General features: G+C 53.7%; 24 protein-coding genes. 18 read left to right on the top strand and 6 right to left on the bottom strand.

The window, feature by feature from the left end; translation table 11 throughout:
- The first annotated feature begins 20 nt into the window (after positions 1 to 20).
- Genes AC07N6_RS10375 through AC07N6_RS10365 form a run of 3 tightly spaced genes read left to right on the top strand, consistent with a single transcriptional unit; the run spans position 21 to position 2,991 of the window.
- Positions 21 to 722, top strand: coding sequence for a paraquat-inducible protein A (locus AC07N6_RS10375; protein ID WP_494781981.1), 702 nt, complete (start codon positions 21 to 23; stop codon positions 720 to 722).
- Complete coding sequence (locus AC07N6_RS10370; protein WP_494781758.1) at positions 719 to 2,341, top strand: PqiB family protein; 1,623 nt, start codon at positions 719 to 721, stop codon at positions 2,339 to 2,341. The genes AC07N6_RS10375 and AC07N6_RS10370 overlap by 4 nt, the downstream gene beginning before the upstream one ends.
- Positions 2,338 to 2,991 carry a PqiC family protein gene (locus AC07N6_RS10365; protein ID WP_494786252.1) on the top strand — a complete coding sequence of 218 codons (654 nt, stop codon included), beginning with the start codon at positions 2,338 to 2,340 and terminating at the stop codon, positions 2,989 to 2,991. The genes AC07N6_RS10370 and AC07N6_RS10365 overlap by 4 nt, the downstream gene beginning before the upstream one ends.
- A 94-nt stretch (positions 2,992 to 3,085) precedes the next feature.
- Here the strand turns inward: AC07N6_RS10365 and AC07N6_RS10360 are convergent, their stop codons facing one another.
- Both AC07N6_RS10360 and fabI read right to left on the bottom strand, forming a co-directional pair.
- On the bottom strand, positions 3,086 to 4,591 hold the full coding sequence (locus AC07N6_RS10360; protein WP_494781756.1) for a DEAD/DEAH box helicase: 1,506 nt from the start codon (positions 4,589 to 4,591) through the stop codon (positions 3,086 to 3,088).
- 386 nt (positions 4,592 to 4,977) lie between these two features.
- On the bottom strand, positions 4,978 to 5,760 hold the full coding sequence (gene fabI / locus AC07N6_RS10355) for an enoyl-ACP reductase FabI (protein ID WP_050467021.1): 783 nt from the start codon (positions 5,758 to 5,760) through the stop codon (positions 4,978 to 4,980).
- A 349-nt stretch (positions 5,761 to 6,109) separates the two neighbouring features.
- On the opposite strand from fabI, the gene AC07N6_RS10350 reads away from it, so the two are divergent.
- The 4 genes from AC07N6_RS10350 (at position 6,110) to AC07N6_RS10335 (ending at position 11,676) form a co-directional block, all read left to right on the top strand.
- Positions 6,110 to 7,909, top strand: a complete 1,800-nt coding sequence (locus AC07N6_RS10350) for an extracellular solute-binding protein (protein WP_494781755.1) — start codon at positions 6,110 to 6,112, stop codon at positions 7,907 to 7,909.
- Positions 7,910 to 7,973: 64 nt separating this feature from the next.
- On the top strand, positions 7,974 to 9,029 hold the full coding sequence (locus AC07N6_RS10345) for a microcin C ABC transporter permease YejB (RefSeq protein WP_494781754.1): 1,056 nt from the start codon (positions 7,974 to 7,976) through the stop codon (positions 9,027 to 9,029).
- Positions 9,026 to 10,090: an ABC transporter permease gene (locus AC07N6_RS10340; protein WP_494781752.1), complete on the top strand. Its 1,065-nt coding sequence runs from the start codon at positions 9,026 to 9,028 to the stop codon at positions 10,088 to 10,090. The genes AC07N6_RS10345 and AC07N6_RS10340 overlap by 4 nt, the downstream gene beginning before the upstream one ends.
- Positions 10,087 to 11,676: an ABC transporter ATP-binding protein gene (locus tag AC07N6_RS10335; RefSeq protein ID WP_494781751.1), complete on the top strand. Its 1,590-nt coding sequence runs from the start codon at positions 10,087 to 10,089 to the stop codon at positions 11,674 to 11,676. The genes AC07N6_RS10340 and AC07N6_RS10335 overlap by 4 nt, the downstream gene beginning before the upstream one ends.
- 333 nt (positions 11,677 to 12,009) lie before the next feature.
- On the opposite strand, the gene AC07N6_RS10330 is transcribed toward AC07N6_RS10335, so the two are convergent.
- The gene (locus AC07N6_RS10330) at positions 12,010 to 13,542 is read right to left on the bottom strand and encodes a transglycosylase SLT domain-containing protein (RefSeq protein WP_494781750.1); all 1,533 of its coding nucleotides are present in this window, start codon (positions 13,540 to 13,542) and stop codon (positions 12,010 to 12,012) included.
- A 344-nt stretch (positions 13,543 to 13,886) separates the two neighbouring features.
- A complete protein-coding gene (gene gloB, locus AC07N6_RS10325) occupies positions 13,887 to 14,681 on the bottom strand; it encodes a hydroxyacylglutathione hydrolase (protein ID WP_494781749.1) in 795 nt (264 codons plus the stop codon).
- A 65-nt stretch (positions 14,682 to 14,746) separates the two neighbouring features.
- Between gloB and AC07N6_RS10320 the strand changes: the two genes are divergently transcribed.
- The 5 genes from AC07N6_RS10320 to AC07N6_RS10300 all read left to right on the top strand — a co-directional run bounded on the left by AC07N6_RS10320 (position 14,747) and on the right by AC07N6_RS10300 (position 19,057).
- A complete protein-coding gene (locus AC07N6_RS10320) occupies positions 14,747 to 15,514 on the top strand; it encodes a class I SAM-dependent methyltransferase (protein ID WP_494781748.1) in 768 nt (255 codons plus the stop codon).
- Between the two features lie 75 nt (positions 15,515 to 15,589).
- Positions 15,590 to 16,024 (top strand): ribonuclease HI, encoded by a 435-nt coding sequence (gene rnhA, locus AC07N6_RS10315; RefSeq protein WP_494781747.1) that lies wholly within the window; start codon positions 15,590 to 15,592, stop codon positions 16,022 to 16,024.
- A 30-nt stretch (positions 16,025 to 16,054) separates the two neighbouring features.
- Positions 16,055 to 16,792 carry a DNA polymerase III subunit epsilon gene (gene dnaQ, locus AC07N6_RS10310; protein ID WP_494781746.1) on the top strand — a complete coding sequence of 246 codons (738 nt, stop codon included), beginning with the start codon at positions 16,055 to 16,057 and terminating at the stop codon, positions 16,790 to 16,792.
- Between the two features lie 330 nt (positions 16,793 to 17,122).
- Positions 17,123 to 18,469, top strand: a complete 1,347-nt coding sequence (locus AC07N6_RS10305) for a site-specific integrase (protein WP_494781745.1) — start codon at positions 17,123 to 17,125, stop codon at positions 18,467 to 18,469.
- A 132-nt stretch (positions 18,470 to 18,601) separates the two neighbouring features.
- On the top strand, positions 18,602 to 19,057 hold the full coding sequence (locus AC07N6_RS10300) for a hypothetical protein (protein ID WP_494781744.1): 456 nt from the start codon (positions 18,602 to 18,604) through the stop codon (positions 19,055 to 19,057).
- Between the two features lie 42 nt (positions 19,058 to 19,099).
- Here AC07N6_RS10300 and AC07N6_RS10295 read toward each other — a convergent pair whose 3' ends face one another.
- Both AC07N6_RS10295 and AC07N6_RS10290 read right to left on the bottom strand, forming a co-directional pair.
- Positions 19,100 to 19,420: a hypothetical protein gene (locus AC07N6_RS10295; protein ID WP_494781743.1), complete on the bottom strand. Its 321-nt coding sequence runs from the start codon at positions 19,418 to 19,420 to the stop codon at positions 19,100 to 19,102.
- Positions 19,421 to 19,422: 2 nt separating this feature from the next.
- The gene (locus AC07N6_RS10290; RefSeq protein WP_494781742.1) at positions 19,423 to 19,947 is read right to left on the bottom strand and encodes a hypothetical protein; all 525 of its coding nucleotides are present in this window, start codon (positions 19,945 to 19,947) and stop codon (positions 19,423 to 19,425) included.
- Positions 19,948 to 20,188: 241 nt separating this feature from the next.
- Between AC07N6_RS10290 and AC07N6_RS10285 the strand changes: the two genes are divergently transcribed.
- The 6 genes from AC07N6_RS10285 (at position 20,189) to AC07N6_RS10260 (ending at position 23,893) form a co-directional block, all read left to right on the top strand.
- Positions 20,189 to 20,512, top strand: coding sequence for a hypothetical protein (locus tag AC07N6_RS10285; RefSeq protein ID WP_494781741.1), 324 nt, complete (start codon positions 20,189 to 20,191; stop codon positions 20,510 to 20,512).
- Positions 20,502 to 20,855 carry a plasmid mobilization protein gene (locus AC07N6_RS10280; RefSeq protein ID WP_494781740.1) on the top strand — a complete coding sequence of 118 codons (354 nt, stop codon included), beginning with the start codon at positions 20,502 to 20,504 and terminating at the stop codon, positions 20,853 to 20,855. The genes AC07N6_RS10285 and AC07N6_RS10280 overlap by 11 nt, the downstream gene beginning before the upstream one ends.
- Positions 20,852 to 22,126 (top strand): relaxase/mobilization nuclease domain-containing protein, encoded by a 1,275-nt coding sequence (locus AC07N6_RS10275; protein WP_494781739.1) that lies wholly within the window; start codon positions 20,852 to 20,854, stop codon positions 22,124 to 22,126. Before AC07N6_RS10280 ends, AC07N6_RS10275 begins: the two co-directional genes overlap by 4 nt.
- Positions 22,127 to 22,136: 10 nt before the next feature.
- Positions 22,137 to 22,616, top strand: coding sequence for a hypothetical protein (locus AC07N6_RS10270; protein ID WP_494781738.1), 480 nt, complete (start codon positions 22,137 to 22,139; stop codon positions 22,614 to 22,616).
- A gap of 3 nt (positions 22,617 to 22,619) precedes the next feature.
- Positions 22,620 to 23,015: a hypothetical protein gene (locus AC07N6_RS10265; RefSeq protein WP_494781737.1), complete on the top strand. Its 396-nt coding sequence runs from the start codon at positions 22,620 to 22,622 to the stop codon at positions 23,013 to 23,015.
- A gap of 98 nt (positions 23,016 to 23,113) precedes the next feature.
- Entirely contained in the window at positions 23,114 to 23,893 is a 780-nt protein-coding gene (locus AC07N6_RS10260; protein ID WP_494781736.1) for a hypothetical protein, read from the top strand.
- The last annotated feature ends 67 nt before the right edge of the window (positions 23,894 to 23,960 follow it).

Genomic DNA, 23,960 nt, shown 5'->3' with positions numbered 1-23,960 from the left:
CACATCCCGATGCCTTGCCCTTGCCGGGCGACCTCCCGGCGCCGCCAGCGGCCAATGTGCCGGATGCCGCCTCGCTGGGCGTGATCGGCTGCCATCATTGCGGCACCGTCTGGGAAGGCGCCCGCCAGGATGACCGCTGCGGCGTCTGCGACGCGCCGCTGCAGGTGCGCAAGCGCGACAGCCTGAACCGCACCTGGGCATTGCTCATCGCCGCCTGCATCATGTACATTCCCGCCAACCTGATGCCGGTGATGGTCACCCGCACGTTGTTCGACGAGCAGCGCGACACCATCATGAGCGGCGTCATCTATTTCTGGACGTCGGGCGAATGGGGGCTGGCGCTGGTGGTGTTCGTGGCCAGCTTCCTGGTGCCGCTGTTCAAGCTGGCGGCACTGATCATCCTGGTGATCTCCGCGCGCCATCGCAGCAGTTGGCAGCGGCCGCAGCGCGCCAAGCTGTATCGCGTGATCGAGACCATCGGCCGCTGGTCCATGCTGGATGTGTTCGTGGTCTCGGTGCTCACAGGCCTGGTGAATATCCACGGCTTCGCCGATGTCCATGCCGGCATCGGCATTGCCGCCTTCGGCGCGGTGGTGGTGCTGACCATGCTGGCGTCGCTGACCTTCGACCCGCGCCTGATCTGGGATGAGGGCGAGCATCCGGCGCTACTGGCGCAAGCGGGCGCCGATGATGAATTGAACCGGAAACAGGAAACGCAATGACCGATCCGCACCAAGAACAACCTGACCTGCAGCAACCCAGGCGCGTGCGCCGGCGCAACTGGCTGCCTTCGCTGGTATGGCTGATCCCCATCATCGCCGCCATCGTCGGCCTGACGCTGATGGCCAAGATCCTGATCGATCGCGGGCCGGTGGTCACCGTCAGCTTCCGTTCCGCCGAAGGGCTGGAAGCCGGCAAGACCAAGGTCAAGTACAAGGATGTGGATATCGGCCAGGTGCAGTCGATCAAGCTCGCCGAGGACCGTTCGCATGTGCTGGTTTCGATCCAGTTGACCAAGGAGGCCTCGGGGTTCGATGCCCAGGATACCCGCTATTGGGTGGTGCGCCCGCGCATCGCCGCTTCCGGCATTTCAGGCCTGGGCACCTTGCTGTCGGGCGCCTATATCGGCGCCGATGCCGGCGCTTCCGGCGAGACCAGGAAGGAGTTCGTCGGCCTGGAGCAGCCGCCCATCGTCACGCGCGACGCTTCCGGGCGCCAGTTCGTGCTGCATACCGACGACCTTGGCTCGCTCGACATCGGCACCCCGGTGTTCTACCGCCGCATCAAGGTCGGCCAGGTCATGGCATACGACCTCGATGCCGATGGGCGCGGCGTGACGCTGCGCATTTTCATCGATTCGCCCTACGACAAGTTCATCACGCTCAATTCGCGTTTCTGGCATGCCAGCGGTTTCGACATGGAACTCAACGCCAGCGGCTTCAAGCTGCACACGCAGGCGCTGTCGACGGTGGTGCTGGGCGGCATCGCTTTCCGCGACCGCAATGAGGAGGAAAAGAGCGAGCCGGCCAAGGAGGGTGCGCAATTCCAGCTGGCCGACGACGAAGCCACCGCGATGAAGGAGCCGGACGGCGCGCCGCAGACCGTGCTGCTGTACTTCGACCAGTCGCTGCGCGGCCTGCAGCCGGGCGCCTCGGTGGACTTCCGCGGCGTGGTGCTGGGCGAAGTCAAGAGCGTGGGCATCGAGTATGACCGCGCCAAGGGCGAGTTCCGCATGCCGGTCATGGTGCAGATCTATCCGGACCGCCTGGGCCGCAGGTTCAACCAGGGCATCGCGGATACGCAGTACTCCCACATCGAACGCCTGAAGTTCCTGGTCAAGCGCGGCCTGCGCGCGCAACTGCGCAACGGTAACCTGCTGACCGGCCAACTGTATGTAGCGATCGATTTCTTCCCCAAGGCCAAGCCGGTGCAGATCGATGCCAGCAAGGTGCCGGCCGAGCTGCCGACGATCCCGGGCAGCCTGGATGAAATCCAGAGCCAGATCGCCGATATCGCCGCCAAGTTGTCCAAGGTGCCGTTCGATGAGATCGGCCGCGATTTGCAGACCACCATCAAGACGCTCAACAAGACGCTCTCGACGGCCGAGCAGACCGCGGCCCATATCAACAACGATATCGCGCCGGAGATGACGGCAGCCATGAAGGATGCGCGCAAGACCTTGAACGCGGCCGAACGCACCTTGTCCGACGATGCTCCGCTGCAGCAGGATATCCGCCAGACCATGCAGGAGCTGACACGCGCCGCGGCCTCGATCCGCGTCCTGACCGATTACCTGCAACAGCACCCGGAATCGCTGATCCGCGGCAAACAGGAGCCATGATGTCCCCGAACAAGAACAGTCCCATCAAATGCCTGGCCGTCGCCTCGATGGCGGCGATGCTGCTGGCGGCCTGCGGCACCACGCCGCCGGCGCAGTTTTATACGCTGGCGGCAACGCCGGCATCGATTACGTCGGCTGCATCGGCTATCGGCGCCAGGCCGGCGCCGGGCGCCCAAACCTTCATCGAAGTGTTGCCGGTGGCGGTGCCGGAACGCCTGGCGCGTCCGCAAGTGGTGGTGCGCAGCGATGCCGCCAAGCTCGACGTGCTGGAGCAGGACCGCTGGTCCTCGCCGTTCAATAATGAGTTGCGCGACGCCCTGGCCGCCGGCATCGCCAGCCGCCTGGGCGCCATCGACATTTCGCGCAGCGGGCGCCTGCCAGACCAGGTCAGTTACCGTATCGCGATCGAACTGCGCGACCTCGATGCGGTGCGCAACGGCCAGGTCCAGGCCAGTTTCGGCTGGAGCGTCACGCGCTCGGACGACCGCAAGACGGCGGTGTGCCGCCTGACCGTTGTTGAGCCCGTGGCCGGGGATGCGGTCAGCGATGTGGTGGTGGCGACGCAGAAGGTGGTGGCCAATGCCGCCGAGGCGATCGCCGGCAATGTGCGCGCCTTGCAGGCGGGGCAGGCGGCCAAGTGCCTGGAGTGATGATCAGGCAGGAATGAGGCCTGGCAGGACGAAAAAAAACCGCTTCAATGTCAATTGAAGCGGTTTTTTGTTTGCTGCGGGCTAAAGCGGCCGATCAGCGGTCGCCATAGGAACGGCGCGGGCCGTTGCTGTCGGAACGGAAACCGCCACCACCGTTGCCGCCCTTGTAGCCGCCGCCGCTGCCTTCGCGACGCGGGCCGCTGCCGTTGCCTTGCGGCTTGGCGCCGCCGAAGCTGCGGCCTTCACGGTTGCCGAAACCGCCTTCACGCTGGGGCGCGCCGCCTTCGCGGCTGCCGTTGCCGAAGCGATTGCCGCCGCCGGCGTTGCTGCGGCCGCCATCGCCCGGACGCCAGCCGCCCGGCTTGCGCGGGCTGCTGCGCGGTGCTGCCGATTTCTTCGGTTCGTAGCCTTCGATGACATCAACCGGGATGGTCTGCTTGGTGAAGCGTTCGATACGCTTCACATGCATGCCTTCGGCGTGGTTCACCAGCGAGATCGCCACACCCTTGCGGCCGGCGCGGCCGGTACGGCCGATACGGTGCACATAGTCTTCGGCGAACTTGGGCAGGTCGTAGTTGAATACGTGGGTGATGCCCGGCACGTCGATGCCGCGCGCGGCGACGTCGGTGGCCACCAGCACGCGCACCTGGCCGCGGCGCATGCCGTTCAGGGTGCGGTTACGCGCGCCCTGGTGCATGTCGCCGTGCAGCGCGGCGGCTGCGAAACCGGCGATGTTGAGGCGATCGGCGATGGTGTCGGCGTCACGCTTGGTGGCGGTGAAGACCACGGCCTGGTCCATCGTGGTGTCGCGCAGCAGGTGATCCAGCAGGCGGTTCTTGTGCGACAGGTCGTCGACGAAGTGCACGCGCTGCATGATGTTTTCATGGCGGGTGGCCGAACCGGCGATCTGGATCGTCAGCGGGTTGTTGGTGATGCGCTTGGCCATGTTGCCGACCACGCCGTCCAGCGTGGCGGAGAACAGCATGGTCTGGCGCGTGTCGGGGGTGGCGGCGACGATCTTTTCGATGTCGTCGATGAAGCCCATGTCCAGCATGCGGTCAGCTTCGTCCAGCACCAGGATCTGCAGTTGCGAGAAGTCGATCTTGCCGGACTCCATGTGGTCGATCAGGCGGCCTGGAGTAGCCACCAGGATTTCCGGGTTCTTCGACAGCAATTGCATCTGCTTCGGGTAAGGCATGCCGCCCAGGATCGACACCACGCGCACGCGGCGCATGTAGGAGCCGTACTTGTCGGTGGCGGTGGTCACTTGCAGGGCCAGTTCGCGGGTCGGGGTCAGCACCAGCATCTTGGGTTGCGCCGGGGTGAAGCGCGGACGCTCGCCGCGGGCACGGTTGGCCTGGCGTTCCTGGTTGGGAGTACGGGCTGCGGGCGCTGCTTGCGGCAGGTCTGCCAGCTTGTGCAGCGACGGCAGCATGAAGGCGGCGGTCTTGCCCGAACCGGTCTGCGAGGAAACCAGCAGATCCTGGCCTTCGATAGCGGCGGGGATGGCTTTTTCCTGGACCGGGGTCGGGACGGTATAGCCTGCTTCGGTCAATGCTTTGATGATCGAAGGGTTCAGGCCTAGTGTTTCAAAAGTCATAATCTCTTTCGTGAATGTGAACGTCAGACACAATTCGGCAGGCGCGCACAAGCGCGCCGGGCATCAATGGCCTGAACGAAAAAAAGCAACGCCAACCGACGAAATGACTATGAAAAAATACAAAGAAATTTCGGCACAAAAGCTTTGCGCCGGGACGGCATCATTGAACGATGCCAGAGGCGGGAGGGCTTTTACTGAAAACTTGTCTTACTGACAGGTAAGGCTTGCGAAGCTAACTTAAGCGGTCGGTTTGAGTACGCTGAACTGAATAGGTTCTCACTACCTGACTCGCTTGCGCACCGCATATTGCGATGCACAAGCAGGATCATACAGTAAAACATCGAGTTTGGCATCAGGTGTTCTTCGCCAGCCTCGATATCCTGTGGTTATTCGGCGATGCCGCCCACCACGCGCGAGAAGCCGCCGTCGACGTAGGTGATTTCGCCGGTGATGCCGGAGGCCAGGTCCGACAGCAGGAAAGCGGAGGCATTGCCCACGTCTTCAATGGTCACATTGCGGCGCAGCGGAGCGGTCGCGGCGACGGCGCCCAGGATCTTGCCGAAACCCTTGATGCCGCTGGCGGCCAGGGTCTTGATCGGGCCGGCCGATACGCCGTTCACGCGCACGCCCTTGGGGCCCAGCGCTTCGGCCAGGTAACGCACCGACGCTTCCAGCGAGGCCTTGGCCAGGCCCATGGTGTTGTAGTTGGGCACTACGCGCTCGGAACCCAGGTAGGTCAGGGTCAGCAGGGCGGCGTTCGGGGACAGCAGCGGCATGGCGGCCTTGGCCATGGCCGGGAAGCTGTAGGCCGAGATGTCGTGGGCGATCTTGAAGCCTTCGCGCGAGAAGCCTTCCAGGAAGTCGCCGGCGATCGCCTCGCTGGGGGCGAAGCCGATGGCGTGCACCAGGCCGTCCAACTGGCTCCAGGACTTGCCGAGATCGGCGAACAGGGCATTGATCTGCTCATCGCTGGAGACATCGCAGTCGAAGATCAGCTTGCTGTCGAATTCTTCGGCGAACTTGGTAATGCGGTCCTTGAAGCGTTCGCCGACATAGGTAAACGCCAGTTCGGCGCCTTCGCGCTTGCACGCTTCGGCGATGCCGTAGGCGATGGAACGGTTGGACAGCAAGCCGGTGATCAGAATTTTTTTGCCTTGCAGAAATGCCATGATGACTCCGTATGGTCCGCCGCAAGCGCCTTTCGCCTTGTCGGGGCGGGCGCCGGTTGCGGCCGGTGGTGGTAGCGGCGCGGGCGCCGGGCTGGGACAGGCCAAGATTGTAGGGGCTTGCGGCAACCGGGGCAACCTTTGCGGCGCCGGGGCTGTCTTGCGGTCATCGGGCCGTATCCCTCTGTCCGGGGGGCGCAATTGCTTAATTGTTTTAATTGCTTCCCTGTAATCGCCCATCTATTTACAATTCCCCGAACGTAACCGTTTCCAGCGGGGTGGGCATGGGACTTGCCTGTTGGCGACGGCTTGCAAAACGAATCAATGCCAACGAGAGCGCAGACAACACCGCATGGTCAAAACCCTTTTCTCCTGCCTGCTGGCCGCTGTCCTGATCCACAGCAATCCCGCCGCTGCCGCACACGCCTTCTCGCTCTACGACACTCCCAAGTATCCCGCCGGTTTCACCCACTTCGACTACGTCAACCCGGACGCGCCCAAGCGCGGCACGCTGTATCTCGCCAACCCGGATCGCCGCACCAGTTTCGACAAGTTCAACCCGTTTTCGCTCAAGGGCGTGGCGGCGGCGGGCGTGAGCGAACTGATGGTCGAGACGCTGGCAATCGCTTCGGCAGATGAAGTGGCGACCATGTACGGCTTGCTGGCCGACGATATGGCGGTGGCGCCCGACCGCATGTCGATGACCTTCCATGTCAATGCCAGGGCGCGCTTCAACAATGGCGACCCGGTCACGGCGGCCGACGTCAAGTACTCCTTCGATACCCTGATCGCCAAGGGCGCGCCGCAATACAAGTCGTATTTCGCCGAGGTGAAGCAGTGCGTGGTCATCGATGCCCAGACCGTGCGTTTCGACTTCAAGACCGACAGCCATGAATTGCCCCTGATCGTGGGCAGCCTGCCGGTGTTTTCGCGCAAATGGGCGGCCGGCACGCCGTTCGACCAGATCCAGCTGGTGCCGCCCGTCAGCAGCGGGCCTTACTCCATCGAAACCTACGATCTGGGCCGCAGCATCACCTTCAAGCGCCGCGCCGACTACTGGGGCGACGACTTGCCGGCCCGCAAGGGCACGTTCAATTTCAACCGCATCGTCTATCGCTTCTACAAGGATGACCTGGCTCGCCTGGAGGCCTTCAAGGCCGGCGAGTTCGATGTCGTGGTGGAGTACAGCGCCAAGAACTGGGTGCGCGGCTATCACGGCCCCAAGTTCGCCAGCGGCGAAATCATCAAGCACAGTTTCCCGCACCAGAACGGCGCCAACATGCAGGGCTTCGTGATGAACCTGCGCCGTCCGCAATTCCAGGATGTGCGCGTGCGCCAGGCGCTGGGATTGGCGCTGGATTACGAATGGCTGAACCGGCAACTGTTCTACAACCAGTACACGCGCATCAATTCTTTCTTCGCCAATTCGGAGCTGGCCGCCACCGGCGTGCCGTCGGCGGCGGAACTGGCCTTGCTCGAACCGTTGCGCGGCAAGCTCCAGCCAGATGTTTTCGGGCCGGTGCCGGCGCCGCCCGATACCAATCCGCCGGGCTCGTTGCGGGCCAACCTGCTCAAGGCGCGCGAGTTGTTCAAGGAAGCGGGCTGGGAATACCGCGATGGCGCCTTGCGCAATGCCAGGGGCGAGGTGTTTAGCTTCGAGATATTGGACGACCAGCCCTCCATGTCGCGCGTCATCGGCGTGTACGTGCGCAACCTGGAAAAGCTCGGCATCCGCGTAAACCAGCGTGTGGCCGACTATGCGCTGGCGCAAAAGCTGGTGGAAAACTTCGATTTCGACATGACCAGCTTGGCCTTGCCCGCGACCAATAGCCCCGGCAGCGAAATGTTCGACCTGTTCGGTTCCAGGGCGGCCGATGAAACCGGCTCCAACAATGTCTGGGGGCTCAAGAATGCCGCGGTGGACCAACTGGTCGGCAAAGTGGTGGCGGCCAAGTCGCGCGCCGAGCTGGTGACGGCGACCCATGCGCTGGATCGCGTCTTGCTGAGCCTGTACATCACGGTGCCGCACTGGTATTCGGGAACGCACCGGATGGCTTACCGCAACCGGTTCGGCATTCCCGCCACCTTGCCCAAGTACTACGAAGCCAATCCCTTCGTGATCGGCATGTGGTGGGAAAACCAGCCGAGATGAGCAAACCGGGAGGCGCCAGCCAAGCTGAGCCAGCCGGACTGAACCCCTCAAGGAAATTTTTGCCATGAATATCTGGGCGTACATACTGAAACGTATCGTGCTGATGGTGCCGACCCTGCTGGGCGTGATCGCCATCACCTTCGCGGTGATCCAGTTCGTGCCGGGCGGGCCGGTCGAGCAGATGATGCAGGAATTGAAAGGACGCGCCGGCGTGCACGAGTCGGCCGGCGGCGCCTCGCAATATCGCGGGCGGCATGGGATCGACGCCGATCGCGTGCAGGAGATCAAGGTACTGTACGGTTTCGACAAGCCGCCGCTGGAGCGATTCGTCCTCATGCTCAAAGGTTTCGCGACCTTCGACCTGGGACGCAGCTTTTATCATCATGCCGATGTATGGGAGCTGGTCAAATCCAAGATGCCGGTTTCGCTCACCATCGGCTTGTGGACCTTCTTCCTGACGTATCTGATTTCCGTGCCGCTGGGCATTGCCAAGGCCGTGCGCGAAGGCAGCCGTTTCGATGTCTTGAGCAGCATGGCAGTCCTGGTCGGTTATTCCATCCCCGGCTTCGTACTGGGCGTTTTCCTGCTGGTGCTGTTTGGCGGCGGCAGTTTCCTGCAATGGTTTCCCTTGCGGGGGCTGACTTCGGACAACTGGGAGATGCTCTCGCCTGCCGGCAAGGTGCTCGACTATCTCTGGCATATCACCTTGCCGGTCACCGCCTCGGTGGCCGGATCGTTCGCCACCATGACGATCCTGACCAAGAACACCTTCCTCGAAGAGATCCGCAAGCAATACGTGCTCACCGCGCGCGCCAAGGGGCTCTCTGAAAACAAGGTGCTCTACAAGCATGTGTTCCGCAATGCGCTGATCCCGCTGGTGACCGGCTTCCCGGCTGCCTTCATCGGCGCCTTCTTCGCCGGCAGCCTGCTGATCGAGACGCTGTTCTCGCTCGACGGCCTGGGGCTGCTGTCCTATGAGTCGGTGATCCGCCGCGACTATCCGGTGGTGATGGGCACGCTGTATCTGTTCACACTGATCGGCCTGGTGGTCAAGCTGCTGGGCGACCTCTGCTACGTCTGGGCCGACCCGCGCCTGCAATTCGAAAGCCTGGCCAAATGAGCGCAATGCAAACACCCGCAACCGTCGTCGCCGCCACGCCTCCGGTCTCGCCCAGCCGCCGCATCTGGTTGCGCTTTCGCGCCAGCCGCCGCGGCTATTGGAGCCTGGTGATCTTCACCGCGCTGTTCGTCATCAGTCTCGGCGCCGAACTGTTTTCCAACGACAAGCCGCTGGTGGCGCACTACAACGGGCAACTGATGTTTCCCATGCTGCGCGACTATTCCGACAAAAGCTTCGGCGGCGATTTCGATTCGCCGGCCGACTACCTCGATCCGTTCATCCAGGAGCAGTTCAGGAAAGACGGCAACTGGGCCGTCTACCCGCTCAACCGCTACAGCTACGACACGCTGAACTACTTCTCCCAAGACCCCAACCCGGCCGCGCCTTCTGCCGACAACTGGCTGGGCACCGACGACCGCGGGCGCGATGTGTTCGCGCGGCTGCTCTACGGTTTCCGCATCTCGGTCCTGTTCGGCATCGCGCTGACCGCCATCGGCGTGGTGCTGGGCATCGCCGCCGGCGCCTTGCAGGGCTACTTCGCCGGGCGCACCGACCTGTTCATGCAACGCATCCTGGAGATCTGGGGCTCGATGCCCGAGCTTTACCTGCTGATCATCTTTTCCTCGATCTTCCAGCCCAGCCTGGGCCTGTTGCTGATCCTGCTGTCGCTGTTCGGCTGGATGGGGCTGTCGGACTACGTGCGCGCCGATTTTCTGCGCAACCGCAACCTGGAATATGTGCAGGCCGCGCGTGCCATGGGCTTGTCCAACCGCCAGATCATCTGGCGCCACATCCTGCCCAACAGCCTGACCACGGTGGTGACCTTCCTGCCGTTTCGTATGAGCGCGGCGATCCTGGCGCTGACCAGCCTGGACTTCCTCGGGCTCGGGGTGCCGCCGTCCACGCCCAGCCTGGGCGAGCTGCTGGCGCAGGGCAAGAACAACCTGGACGCCTGGTGGATCGCGCTGTCGACCTTCATCGTGCTGACCGTGATGCTGCTGCTGTTGACCAATATCGGCGATGCCTTGCGCAACGCCCTCGATGTCCGGAGGAAAGCATGAGCGCGAACGTGGGCGCCCCTTTGCTGGAAGTCCGCAACCTGGTGATCCGCTTCGGCGGCTCCACCGTGGTGGACGATGTCAGCTTTTCGATCGCGCCGGGGCAGAAGTTCGCGCTGGTGGGCGAGTCCGGCTCCGGCAAATCGGTCAGTTCGCTGGCCGTGCTCAGGCTCAATCAGGACGCGCAATACGGCGGCGAAATCCTTTTCGGCGGCGAAGATATCCTGCAAAAAAGCGAACGCCAGATGCAGCAGGTGCGCGGCAAGGATGTGGCGATGATTTTCCAGGAGCCGATGACCGCGCTCAACCCGCTGTTTACCATCGGCAACCAGATTGCCGAGGTGCTGATGCGGCACGAAGGCATCAACGCCAAGCAGGCCGCGCAACGTACGGTGGAATTGCTGGAGAAAACCGGCATCCCGGAACCGGCGCGGCGCGCGCTGGCGTACCCGCATGAGCTCTCCGGCGGCCAGCGCCAGCGCGCCATGATCGCTATGGCGCTGGCCTGCAAGCCGAAGCTGCTGATCGCCGACGAGCCGACCACGGCACTGGACGTGACCATCCAGGTGCAGATCCTGGAGCTGCTCAACCAGTTGCAGCGCGATGAAAACATGGCGGTGCTGATCATCTCCCACGACCTCAACCTGGTGCGCCATTTCGCCGACCGCGTGGGCGTGATGGAAAAGGGCAAGCTGGTTGAAACCGCCTCCACCGAGGAACTCTTCGCCAACCCGCAGCAGCCCTATACCAGGAAGCTGCTGCAAAGCCGCCCGCAGCGCAGCGTCGCCGATGTCGCGCCGGATGCCGGCGTGGTGCTGCAGGCCGAACAACTGCGCTGCACCTACAAGATCAAGCAGGGCTGGTTTTCCAAGCGCCTGTTCCAGGCGGTCGATGGCGTGGACCTGCAACTGCGCCGCGGCGAAACGCTGGGCATCGTCGGCGAGTCCGGCTCCGGCAAGTCGACCCTGGGCATGGCGCTGCTGCGCTTGTCCGGCGCCCAGGTGGCGGGGGCGATCCGCTTCGATGGGCAATCCATCGCCGATGCGCCCAGCCGCGTGCTGCGTCCCATGCGCTCGCGCATGCAGGTGGTGTTCCAGGACCCGTATGCCTCGCTATCGCCGCGCCGCACGGTGGAGCAGATCGTCGGCGAAGGCCTGGCGCTGCATCATCCCGAATTGAGCCTTGAACAGCAGCGCCGCAAGATTGCCGACGCCCTGGCCGAAGTCGGCTTGCCGGATTCGGTGCTGGAGCGTTATCCGCACGAATTCTCCGGCGGCCAGCGCCAGCGCATCGCCATCGCCCGCGCGCTGGTGCTGCAGCCCGAATTGCTGTTGCTGGACGAGCCGACCTCGGCGCTGGATGTCACCGTGCAGCAGCAGGTGCTGCAACTGCTGTCGGAACTGCAGCGCCGCCACGGCCTGGCTTATCTGTTCATCACGCACGACCTGGCGGTGGTGCGCGCCATGGCGCACCAGGTATTGGTGATGAAGGACGGCAAGGTGGTGGAGCGGGGCGACACGCAAGACATCATGCAACGCCCGCAGCATGCCTATACGCAGCGTTTGCTGGCGGCGTCTTATGCGGCGTGATGCGATGTAGCCGTTGCGGTGCAGGCGCCGGATGGGCGGTACAAACAAAAAGCCCCGCTTGCGCGGTAATGCCGTTCAGTTAAGCCGAAATTACTCCGTCGCCCTGACGAAGGTCAGGGCCCAGCGTCGTTCAACGGCCATTGAGGCACAACGAAAGACACTGGATCCCGGCCTTCGCCGGGATGACGATTTGCAGATGGAAGGCTTAACTGAACAGCATTACCGCTTGCGCGGGGCTTTCTGGTTTCTTGTTGTGATGGCAGTCGAACTGCGCTCGTCTCCTCCGGCATCCTCCGGATTTTTTGCATCGGCGGGTATGCCCGCGATGGCGGCTTATTGCTTGCGCGCGCTGTTGCCCGATGCCAGCGTGAGCGGCTTGCCCGCCGCCACCTTGCGCGCCGGGGCCGGCGCTGCCTTGCGCACCGGCGCACGGGCGGCGGCGACTTGCCGGCGTGCCGGCGCCGGGCGATGCACGGTTGCCACGCGGGTTGGCGCGGCATGCGCGGTATTGGGCACGTGCAATTGCAGGCTCTGGCCGGCGGCCAGCACGTCGCGTTTCAAGCCATTCCATTCCTTGATCTGCGCCACGCTCACGCGATAGCGGCCGGCGATGCCGGCCAGGGTGTCGCGCTTGCCGGCCTTGACATAGATGCGGCGGGTTTCCGGTACGTCCGGGGCGATGGCCAGGCGGGCGTTGTCGGCGATTTCCGGGGTCAGCTCGGTATCGAGCGAGGTGGTTTGCTCGGTCTTGGGCACCAGGATGGTGGACCCGGCCTTGAGCACCATGCGCGGCGGGATCTGGTTGACGCTGCGGATCACCTCGGGCGTCGTGCCGAACCTGCTGGCGATGGTTTCGATGCGCTCGCGGGCGCTGGAGACGGTGTGCGCCGTCCAGCTGGTGAAGGCCTGGGTCCACTTGGACATGTTGGCCTTGAATTTCTCGGCATTGTTTTCCGGCAGCAGGATCTTGGTGTCTTCGCTGCCGATGATCACCGGGCGGTTGAACTGCGGGTTGAGCGCCTTGAATTCGTCCAGCGACAGCTCGGCCAGTTGCGCTGCGACCTTGACGTCGATGTTGCGGGTCTTGCCGATGGTGACGAAGTAGGGCTGGTTGTCGACCTTGGGCAGGGCGATATCGAAAGCGCCGGGGTTGGCGATGATGTTCTTCACCGCCTGCAGCTTGGGCACGTAGTTGCGCGTCTCATTGGGCATCTGCGCCGACAGCGTGTTGAAGTCGATCGGCAGGCCGGCCGCCAGGTTGCGGTTGACCGCGCGCTGCACCGAGCCTTCGCCCCAGTTGTAGGCCGCCAGCGCCAGCTGCCAGTCGCCGAACATGCCGTACAGCTTTTGCAGGTAGGTCAGCGCGGCGTCGGTCGAGGCCAGCACGTCGCGCCGCTCGTCGGTGAACATGTTCTGCTTGAGGTTGTAGTCACGCCCGGTGGACGGGATGAACTGCCACATGCCGGCCGCCTTGGCGGTCGACAGCGCTTCCGGGTTGAACGCCGATTCGATGAAGGGCAGCAATGCCAGTTCGGTCGGCATGCCGCGCTTTTCCAGCTCCTGCACCACGTGGAACAGGTAGCGCGAGGCGCGCACGGTGGTGCGCTGGATGTAGTCGGGGCGTGAGCTGTACCACTGCGTCTGGCTCTCAACCAGGTTGTTGTCCAGGTCGGGGATGCCGAAACCCTTGCGGATGCGCGTCCAGATATCGATGTCGTTCATTCCCGGCAGCGCATTGGCGCCGAGCTCGGGATTGATCGCATTGAAGGGGGCGGGGTAGATCGAGATGTCGTTGGCGTGGGAGAGCAGCGGGGTGCTTGCGCAAAACAGAGCGGCTAAAGCGAGTTTCTTCAGTGTTCGCTGCATGGGGGCGTTATCCTGTGCCAGAGGGCTAAAGTTTGCATTCGGCGCTTCCCTTGCAGAGCTCCACAGTCGGTAAGCTCAACGCCTTCTGCCGGAAAACGATTTCATGATCGTTCGGCAGTCATGGCGGCAATGCAAGGCAGGAAGCTTCGGATTTCCCCCAAGCACGATTCGCACCTGGCGCGGCTTTTCTCAGTAAAGATGCGTAAAAACCGGCGCGCCAAAATGGGGAATGCAGGGAGTGTACGGAAGACCCTTTTCCGCAGTCAAGTAAAAATTGCCCGCTGTTACAAAGCCAAATCCTTGATTTTCTTGGGTTTTGGCGTCAAGTCGCCGGGATCGTCGGCTTATTTGTAGGTATTTTTCCATTCGCGCAGTGCGGCGAAGCTCTCAACTTCGCCAAACGTCTGCAAACGTCCTGCATCCTGTAGTGATTTTACGATGGTGGCTTGGGTCACCCTCAGAAACGGGTTGGTTTTGCGCTCCAGCCAGATGGTCGAGGGCACGGTAGGCTGGCCGCGGTCGCGCTTGGCCTGTTCTTCTTCGATCCGGGCCGCGAGCCGGCCATTGTCGGGCTCCACCGCGGCTGCGAATTTCAGGTTCGACATGGTGTACTCATGGGCGCAATAGACGCGGGTGTCGCCCGGCAAGTTGGCCAGCCTGGCAAGCGAATCCACCATCTGCGCCGGCGTGCCTTCGAACACGCGGCCGCAGCCGCCGGCGAACAGCGTGTCGCCGCAAAAAAGCAGGCCCGCGCCAGCCGCGTGATAGGCGATATGGCCGAGCGTATGCCCCGGCACCTCGATGACGGCCAGCTCCAGTGGCAGGTGCGGCAGGTTGACCCGGTCGTCTTCGGCCAGCGGCTGCGTCATGCCGGCGATTTTCGCGCGTTCGCGCGCCGGGCCGTACACCGCAATGGCAGGGAATTCGTCGCTCCTGGCGCGTTCGGCCAATTCGACCACGCCGCCGACATGGTCAGCATGGTGATGAGTCAGTAGAATAGCGGCCAGCGTCAGGCCGTTTTCCTTGAGCGCGGCCAGGACCGGCCCGGCGTCGCCCGGGTCCACCGCGGCGGCATAGCGCCCGTTGTGGATCAACCAGAGGTAGTTGTCGTTGAAGGCCGGCACGGCCAGGACATCCAATGAAGTTTCCCGATCCGGTTTGGCTGGCGTGGCTGGCTGCTCGGTCATAAGGCGCGATCGAATAAATGAGTGACAATCCGGAAATTATAGACCTCGCAGCCTGGTTGCAGACGCCGACCGGCTCGTACCTGCGTGCCTGGGAGCAGCATTACCTCAATACGCTCACGGCCGACATCTTCGGTTTCAACGCCGTGCAGATCGGTTCGCCGCAGATCCACGCGTTGGCCGCCAACCGCATGCCTTACCGCTGGCTGACCGACAATGTCATGCCAGGCGAGAGCCAGTCCGAGCTGGAGATACCGCAGGTGCTGGCGCACGATTTCTGCGAATTGCCGTTCGCCACCCAGAGCCTGGACCTGGTGGTGCTGCCGCATGTGCTGGAATTCGCCGCCGAGCCGCACCAGGTATTGCGCGAGGTCGAGCGGGTGCTGATCCCGGAAGGGCAGGTAATTATTTGCGGTTTCAATCCCAGCAGCCTGTGGGGCATGCGCCAGGCGGCGGGCCGCCTGACCGGCGCCCACTTCCTACCGCGCGACGGCGAATTCATCCGCCTGCCGCGTCTCAAGGACTGGTTGAAGCTGCTCAACATGGAAGTCAATCGCGGCCATTTCGGCTGTTACGCCCCGCCCTGTGAAACCGAAAAGTGGCTGAACCGCTTCAGCTTCATGGAAAAGGCCGGCGACCGCTGGTGGCCGTATTTCGGCGCGGTCTATATCGTGCAGGCGATCAAGCGCGTGCCCGGCATGCGCCTGGTCGGCCCGGCCCTGAGCCGGCAGAAGGTCAAGGCGCCCAGGGGCATGCCGGCCACCAACCGCATCCACAAATCGGAATGAACCGCCTCCGGCCGGATCGGGTATGATCGCGGCCCCGCGGCAACCAACAGGCGCGCAGCGCCAGAACAGACAAGCATGGACAAAGTAGAGATTTATTCGGATGGCGCCTGCAAGGGCAACCCCGGGCTGGGCGGCTGGGGCGCATTGCTGGTGGCCGGCGGTCAGGAAAAGGAAATCTTCGGCGGCGAGCACAACACCACCAACAACCGCATGGAACTGATGGCGGTGATCCAGGCCTTGAACGCATTGAAGCGCCCCTGCGACGTGGTGGTCCACACCGACAGCCAGTACGTGCAAAAGGGCATCAGCGAATGGATCCACGGCTGGAAGGCGCGCGGCTGGAAGACCGCCAGCAAGGAGCCGGTCAAGAACGCTGACCTGTGGCAGGCGCTGGACGCCGCCCAGGCGCAGCACAAGGTCGAATGGCGCTGGGTGCGCGGCCACAACGGCCACGCCGGCAATGAGCGCGCCGACCAACTGGCCAACCGCGGCGTCGACAGCATCAAGTAAGCCGATACAGAGAGAAAGAGCAGGAGCCCCATGCGTCAGATCATCCTCGATACCGAAACCACCGGCCTGTCGCCGCGCGCCGGCAACCGCATCCTTGAAATCGGTTGCGTCGAAGTGCTCAACCGCCAGTTGAGCGGCAACAACCTGCACCACTACATCAACCCCCAGCGCGATTCCGAAGAAGGCGCGCTGGCGGTGCACGGACTGACCACCGAGTTCCTGCGCGACAAGCCCACGTTCGCCCAGATCGCGCCTGAATTCCTCGACTACGTGCGCGGCGCGCAGATCATCATCCACAACGCCCCCTTCGACGTCGGCTTCCTCAACGCCGAACTGGCGCTGCTGGACTTGCCGCCGTTCTCCGAGCACGTGGCCGAAGTAGTCGATACGCTGCAGATGGCCAAGGAACTGCATCCCGGCCGACGCAACTCGCTGGACGCGCTGTGCGACCGCTACGGCATCGCCAATGCCCACCGTACGCTGCACGGCGGTTTGCTGGATGCGGCGCTGCTGGCCGAGGTCTACCTGGCCATGACGCGCGGCCAGAATTCGCTGACCATGGATCTGGGCAGCGGCGACGAGCAGGGCGCCGACGGCGCCGCACTGGAACTGGCGCCGCTGGCCGAGGTGGTCGTGGTCGCCGCCGGCGAAGAAGACCAGCGCCTGCATGAAGACGTGCTCAACCAGCTCGACAAGGAAGTCCGGGGCGCCTGCGTGTGGCGTTTCGAACCGCCCCCGCCGGAAGCGGCCGACGCCACGCCGGCCTGATGCGGCAGGGGCGCCGTCGCAGGCAGCGGAAGTGTGCGAATTATTTACAAGCCTCTTGCCCAAGCCGGAAAACTTATGCCATAATCTCGCCTCTCGAACAACACGGCAGCAATGCGGCGTTGTTCAAATGGAAGGTTAGCTCAGGGGTAGAGCACTGCATTCACACTGCGAAGCTCATAATAATTAAAAGTATAAAAACCCTTTAAAATCAATAACTTAGGCATTCAATCGCCTGCCTGGTTTTCTCCTAATTGCCAAAATTCACGGCAAAATTACCCAAAAATTCACCAAAAGCCTTTACCATAGCGTATCTATACCTATGGGGGAGCTATGGCACAAATTCCGAGGGGCATTCAGCTTGTCGAATGGAAGAACAAAAACGATAAAAGCAAGCAAGTTCGTTATCGTGTCAGAGTTAAAAGAAAAGATTATCAATGTGATGATTTATTCGACACATTAGAACAAGCAATTCAAAAACTTAATGATACGAAATCAAAAGCAGGTATCGTTAAAATAAAAGAATACGATGAAAAAAAGGAGGCTGAAAGAAATGCTATCAATAGCTATCTTTCATCGCCTCCTTTTTCTTATTACGTCAAACTTTATATTGAAAAATATATTGATGTAAAAGACGACGGAACAGAATTAAAAAAGAGAAATATAAAATCTGATACATCAAGAATAAATTCTATTCTTAATGTTGAAGTTGAATATATGCCAAAAATTTTAAAAGGTTTGCCAACAATTTTAAAAAATGGTTTTATTCAAAGAAAGAAGAAACTAAAAGATTTTAAACTTGAAGAAATTGATGATGTAGTTATTACTAATTATATTCATTCAAGAATGACGCCTCTAAAGCCTATTGATTATAAAGCTTTAGAAAAATTAGATTTGAATGTCAAGCAACGTCAAGAGATTGAAAGACATAAAAAATATGTAGAGACAAAAAAGCTACCTGCAAAATCTACAGTTAAAAGAGAAGTAGATACGCTTTCAATCATTTTTAATAAAATACGTTTCATTGATAAGAATGCGTATTTGACAAAATTAAACGGCGACAATCCTTGTTCTACTGCTGATACTACGTTAATCAAACATTATGACAAACCGAGAAAAGCACGTATTACTGACGAAACAGAAGAGAAAATAATTAAGGCGTTAAAAGAGTTTCCAAATAAAGAAATGCTTTTTATCTTTGCTTTAGCTATGGCAACAGGTATGCGACGTTCTGAAATTATTACGTTGCAATTCAATCAGATAAATAAACAAGAAAATAAAATTCATTTATCTAAAACAAAATCGGGTTTAGAGCGTGACGTTGTATTAACAGAAGACGCAAAGAAAATTATTGAAGTAATACCTAAAAAAGATGATTTCTTATTTCATTATACGATTGACGGTTTTAATTCAAACTGGCAACGTATAAAGAAAAAACATCATTTTCAAGAAGTGCAATTGCACGATACAAGAAGAGAATTTATATCAAAAATGTTAGAGCTATGTGGTAGCTCAATTGTTGTTTCTGATATGGTTGCAATGAGTGATATTAATCATTTTGAAAAGCATTATATTCAAGAGGAAATTGGATTAAATACACAATCGCAAGTTATGAATTCAGGAGGTCACACATTAAAAACAACCACAAAAAGATATTATAAAAGAGCGAATAAACAATAAAATAAAACGTAATCCGGTTTAACTATGTTTAATTTTATTTCGATTGAAAACATTTTTACACAAACATATTCATTATGTTAAAGTGAACCCATCAAACAAATTTATTGAAGTGAATTTTTAAGGGGTTAAAAAATGGCGACAATCAAAGAAATTACTCAAAAAATCATTGCTGGCACTGCTACAAGTGCAGACTATGCAGAACTTGCAACACTGTCAAAAGCAGAAGAAAAGAGCTTGAAAGCAGTTGAAACAAGTGCAGAAAAAATCATCGCAGATATTAAAGCGTTGAACATCAAGCCAGAAATTCTGACAAAATTGCTTGCAAATGCAGGCTTGATTATTGTTGATGATGAGAAAAAAATCATCTTGGAAGAAGCAGTTAAAACTAAGGCAGGCACTGACTCAAAGTTTAAAATCTGGGTTGGTCGTGATGTTGCAAAACTTGCTGGCGAAGCTAAAAAGCATTACGAAGCTTTGCAAGCTAAAGGCAAAGAATACTTTATCGGTAAGCTGAACGAAGCAGGTAAAGCTTACTATGCGACAGAAGACGGCAAGAAGTGGATTGATGGTCTGTTCGCTAAAAAGTAAGCAGCCAAGCAGTTAATACAAAGCCCCTATATGGGGCTTTTTTTATTGGTAATGCTGTTTTAACTCATCTAAGGACGTGAAATTTAACGGCTGTTCTTTAGTCAAAGAAACCATAATTTCTAACTCGCTACTCTTAATATTAGCGTAGTGAAGTATTTTTCTTTCGAGAACAGAACACAAAATCCAATATTCATTTTCTGAAATAGAGAGTAAATCAGAGTTCGTAAAAACGTTTTTTTGTTCGTAAAAATATTTAATAATTAAATCACGAACAGTAGAACGAGAACTTAAAAACTCATCTACAGATTTATCATTGAAGTTAATTTCAATATTTTCTTTTAATGATTTTGCAAGATTATTCATAATTATCTATCTCCGATGTTTGAGTTATCTATCTGTTCGACATACATATTTACAAGCTCTGATAAATCATATTTATCTTTAAATGTTTCATAAAACATTTTTATAGCTTGCTTTCTGCTGTCTTCAATTGTGATTTTCTTTCCTAGTTCTTTCATAAAAGAAAGCAAATTACTCTCTTCTTTCTTATCTGCAAACACAGTAATAGCCTTTTCTTTTACTTCTATGTTTGTAGCATTCTCTATTAATTCCCTTTCTTCTTTGACTTTTTCGAAGTCAATTAGATTATTTTTCTTCCAATAAGAAACCATTTTTGATAACTCATTGTTATCAATACGTTCGCTTTTTTCAATCAATTTTAGTTCTTTAATCTCACTATATAAGAACTCTAATATCTCCGTATGACGCCATTGCAATATTCTGCAAGCACAAATAAAAGAACAATAAGGTAAATATTTATATCCATAAACCTTTTTAATCTTTCTCTGCGCATTAAATCCTCTGACTTTTACATAGTCTATATTCTCCATTTTTCTATTCTCCATATATTCAATATCTAATATACAAAAATAGAAATAAATGTCAAATATCGCCTTTTATAACTTCAATAACACTTCAATGACACTTCAATAGAATATCTAATTGAATAAAAAATACTTCTAATACTAAATTTGACAAATCAAAAAAATCTGAAATGATAATTAAAGAGCGAGACTACCAAAAACATACCTCTTCGATGTATTTGTTTTGGACTCGCAAGGGAATATTCCCTTGACCCTTTTATGTGGGATTTTCCCACGCCCTTTTTATAGAAGATTAAAAAATATGATTTATAAAATAAATAATCCCGACGAGATAATAAATATATTTCGCGAAAATCTAGATGATGTAACTAATTTAATAATATTGAAAAATGATATTGAAGAGATTTTAGATTTTATATCTTATAGAAACGTGTTTGAGTCAATAATTGATGAATTCGAAGAAATTAAAAAAAATGAATATTTAATAGAAAAATATCACACAGCAAAAACATACGTGGAATACAGAATTTTACGTTTATCAGAAAATGAAGGGACTAAAAATGGACTATAAAAAAGAATTAGAAAAATCAATAGAGAAAAAATCACCAAAGAGAGAAAAGATTTATAAGCACAAAATACATATTTTTATTAGTGATGTTGAGCTAAATAAAATAAATGAAGACATTAAAAATCTTGGAACAAATAAAAGCAGGCTAGTCAGAAATCTAATCAATAAAGATTTTGTCTATTCAAATCTATACTCTAAATTACTAAATGAATTTAGAAAACAAGGAAATAATCTAAATCAAATTGCAAAAACAGCGAACACGAATAACACGATAGAAATCAATGAATTGAAATCTATTGAGCATACTTACAAAGAAATATTAACTGAAGTGAAAAAATTAAAATGATAATAAAAATAATCAACAACGATAATTCTAAGAGTGCAACAAGTGCTTTAAATTACTGTCTTTCAATGCAAGACGGAAATAAAGTAACTCGCTCTGTCGCTCCTAAAATTTTAGTTGGCGATATTTTTACTACAAAAGAAATTGATAAAGACTGCAAGAAATGCACAAGTGGAGTTATTGCTTTCGCTGACAATGAAGAAATAACAGACGAGCAAAAATTAAAATTGATTGAGGATTTTGAGAAAAGTTTTTTAGGGAATATGCGCAATAGAGTCAATGTTATTTATATTGAACATCGCGATAAAGGCAATCTTGAAATCCATTTCATAATAAATAAAAAAGACTTAGAGACAGGGAAAGCATTTAATGCCTTTCCACCTGGGCAAATGACACAAAAGTTTAAAGACGCTTTTTGTGCATTAAAAAATGACGAATTTGGATTTAAACAGATTATAGAAAATCCGTTGAAAACCAAATTTTCAAGCAATGAAAGAAAATGCAAGACGGCAGAAAATCATAATTTCAAAAACTTAGACACTAAAGTAAATTTAGATAATGCAATCAGAACACTTATAAAAGATAACATTGTCAATAATAAAAATGAGCTTGTTGAATATTTAAAAACTGAAATTGGTTTAAATGTCCATAGAAATGGCGAAGATTACATAAGCATAAAAACGAATGAAGGTAAAAACATAAGGTTAAAAGGAGGTATTTACTCTAATCACGACAATAAGAGTTATGACGAAATCAAGCAGGCATTTAACGAAGAAAAGCAAAAGCCGTTTGATAGAGAAAAAACGTTATCTACTTTCAATCGTATTCTTGAAGCTCGCAATAAATACAACTCAAGTAGATACGATGTAAAAGCAACGTCAAAAGCACCGAAATTCGAAAAGCAAGAAGGTCAAAAGCAGGCTTCTAAGGCTTCTTCTGCCACGGCAGAACAAACACCACAGCACAGCACAGAAAACGGGCTTAAAACCGCTCCTGGAACGTTCCAGGAACAGCAGAGCCGTGCCGGTCAAGGTTCTACAAGCGAGGACAAGCCGAGAACCGTATCTAGTGCAGGTTTTGGAGGGGGAGGAAGTGGCGCAATAAGTGCGCAAATGTCAGTTGATAAAGCTATGGCTGATTTGTCAAATGCGAAAACTTATGCAGAAGTAGCAAGAGCAAAAGCTCAATTAGCTATTGCTGTAGCTAATCTAAATCGTGTTTTACAAAGCATTGAAGAAGATAGAAAACGTAGTTTAAACAAAATAAAAATATAAAGGTAAAAAAATGGATATTGAAGACTTATACAAAAAAGCTAATGACGTTGCTTTTAACGTTGCAGATAAAGAGAAAGAAAACGAACTTACAATTGAAACTTCAATTTATTTTGTTTCAAAAAAACTAAATGAAGTTGATAAGTTCTTTAAAGAAGAGAAGGAAGAAATAAGAAAAAACGACGAGAAAGAAAATTATAAAAAAAGATATGAATTAAAATTTATCTATATCAGTAATTACGTTTTTATGTCGCAATTTCTTTATGCTTATCTTGAGATACTAAATACAGAAAAGTCAAAAACAAAAAATAAAGAATTGGTTGAAAAAGGATTTTACGATAGAGATATAAAAAAACACATTCAAGAATTGAGAAAAATAAAAGAGTCAAATTTTCCTACACATCAATTTGATGATTTTGAAAATTACACTATGAAAATGAACGCGGGAGACGACTTTTTGCAACCTCGCAAAAAGAAAAAAATGGGATTTTGAGAAATGGATAAAAATAAAAAAATAATTGAGATTTTGAAATTGTTTGGCGAATTATCAGCAAAGATAAAAACTTGCTCAAATGATGTTGAGCATAAAGATTATAGAGATAATTTATTTACTGAATTGTCATCAGTCATTAAAGAGCTAAATCTTTATAGTGATGAAGAAATAAAGTTTGCACTTTTTGAAAATGAGCATTCGGAAATAAAGAGAAAGATAAAAATTGAATGCGAAGAAGTAAAGCCAAAGAAAAAAGATGATGACTTTTTTCTGATTTTATTATTGTTAATTTTATTTCAGGGAAAAGAGTTTAAAGAGTTTAGAAGCTTTTTGATGATATCGGCAGGGTATTTATTTTTAACAACAGGGGACGATAATGAGAAAAAAATCAAAATTTGAAATGACATACGGAATGAAAAAAATAAGTCTTATATTGATGTTTGTAAGTGCTTTATTAGTAATTCCGACAATAATATTTTTTGTAAAATTGGCGAGTTATGGGTTTAATTTCTCGCTTTATTAATTTATTCATCAATAAAGAAAATGATGAAGATGATTTAATTTATTCTAGTGAAGACGCACAAGAAGAAACAGCATTACTTTACGAAAAAACTAAATTAGAGAGAGATAAAGAAAATAGAGCTTACGCAGAAATAAGCCCCGAATACATTGCCACAAAAAAAGAAAAATTAAGGCAGTCAAGTTACAAAATTCATTTTGAATTTATCCCCAAGCTACAGAACTTCAAGAATGTTCGTAGTGCGCTTGAATACACGTATAGAAGTCGTGACCCCTGGAAAAACATACGAGATAAAAAAGAACGAGAAAGCAAGGGCGCTTGCTGTATCTGTGGCAAAACGTCTTTTGATTATCCAGTAGCGAAAGGGTCTAAAAAGCCGACTACTGCAACGGAATGCCATGAGGTATGGAGTTATGACCTTGAGTCAAAAAAACAGAAATTAGAGCGTCTAGAGGCTCTATGTGTGCAATGTCATCAAATCAAGCACATCAATAGATTTTATTCGGATGACGCAAAAACATTTGAATTGCTTAATGCTTATTGCGTTTTGAATAAAATCGAAATGACACAAGCAATGAAAGATTTAGACTTAGCTTATCAAAACAATGAAAAATTAGCTGATACTAAATTTTTAATTGATATGAAGTTGATTAGCTCAATTAGTAATTATTCGTTTGATGAGATATTTAACTGCCATAGTGATATTTTTAATTCGTTTTTAGAGACGAAATTTAAACAAAACAATGTAGCAGATTAGAAAAAGCAAAGCTCTGTCATTAAACAGAGCTTTACTTTTCCCATTTTTTCATTATATTAATTCTTAC

This window comes from Herbaspirillum sp. GW821-FHT09A12, assembly GCF_059418325.1.
This window is presented reverse-complemented; position numbering and strand designations above follow the sequence as displayed.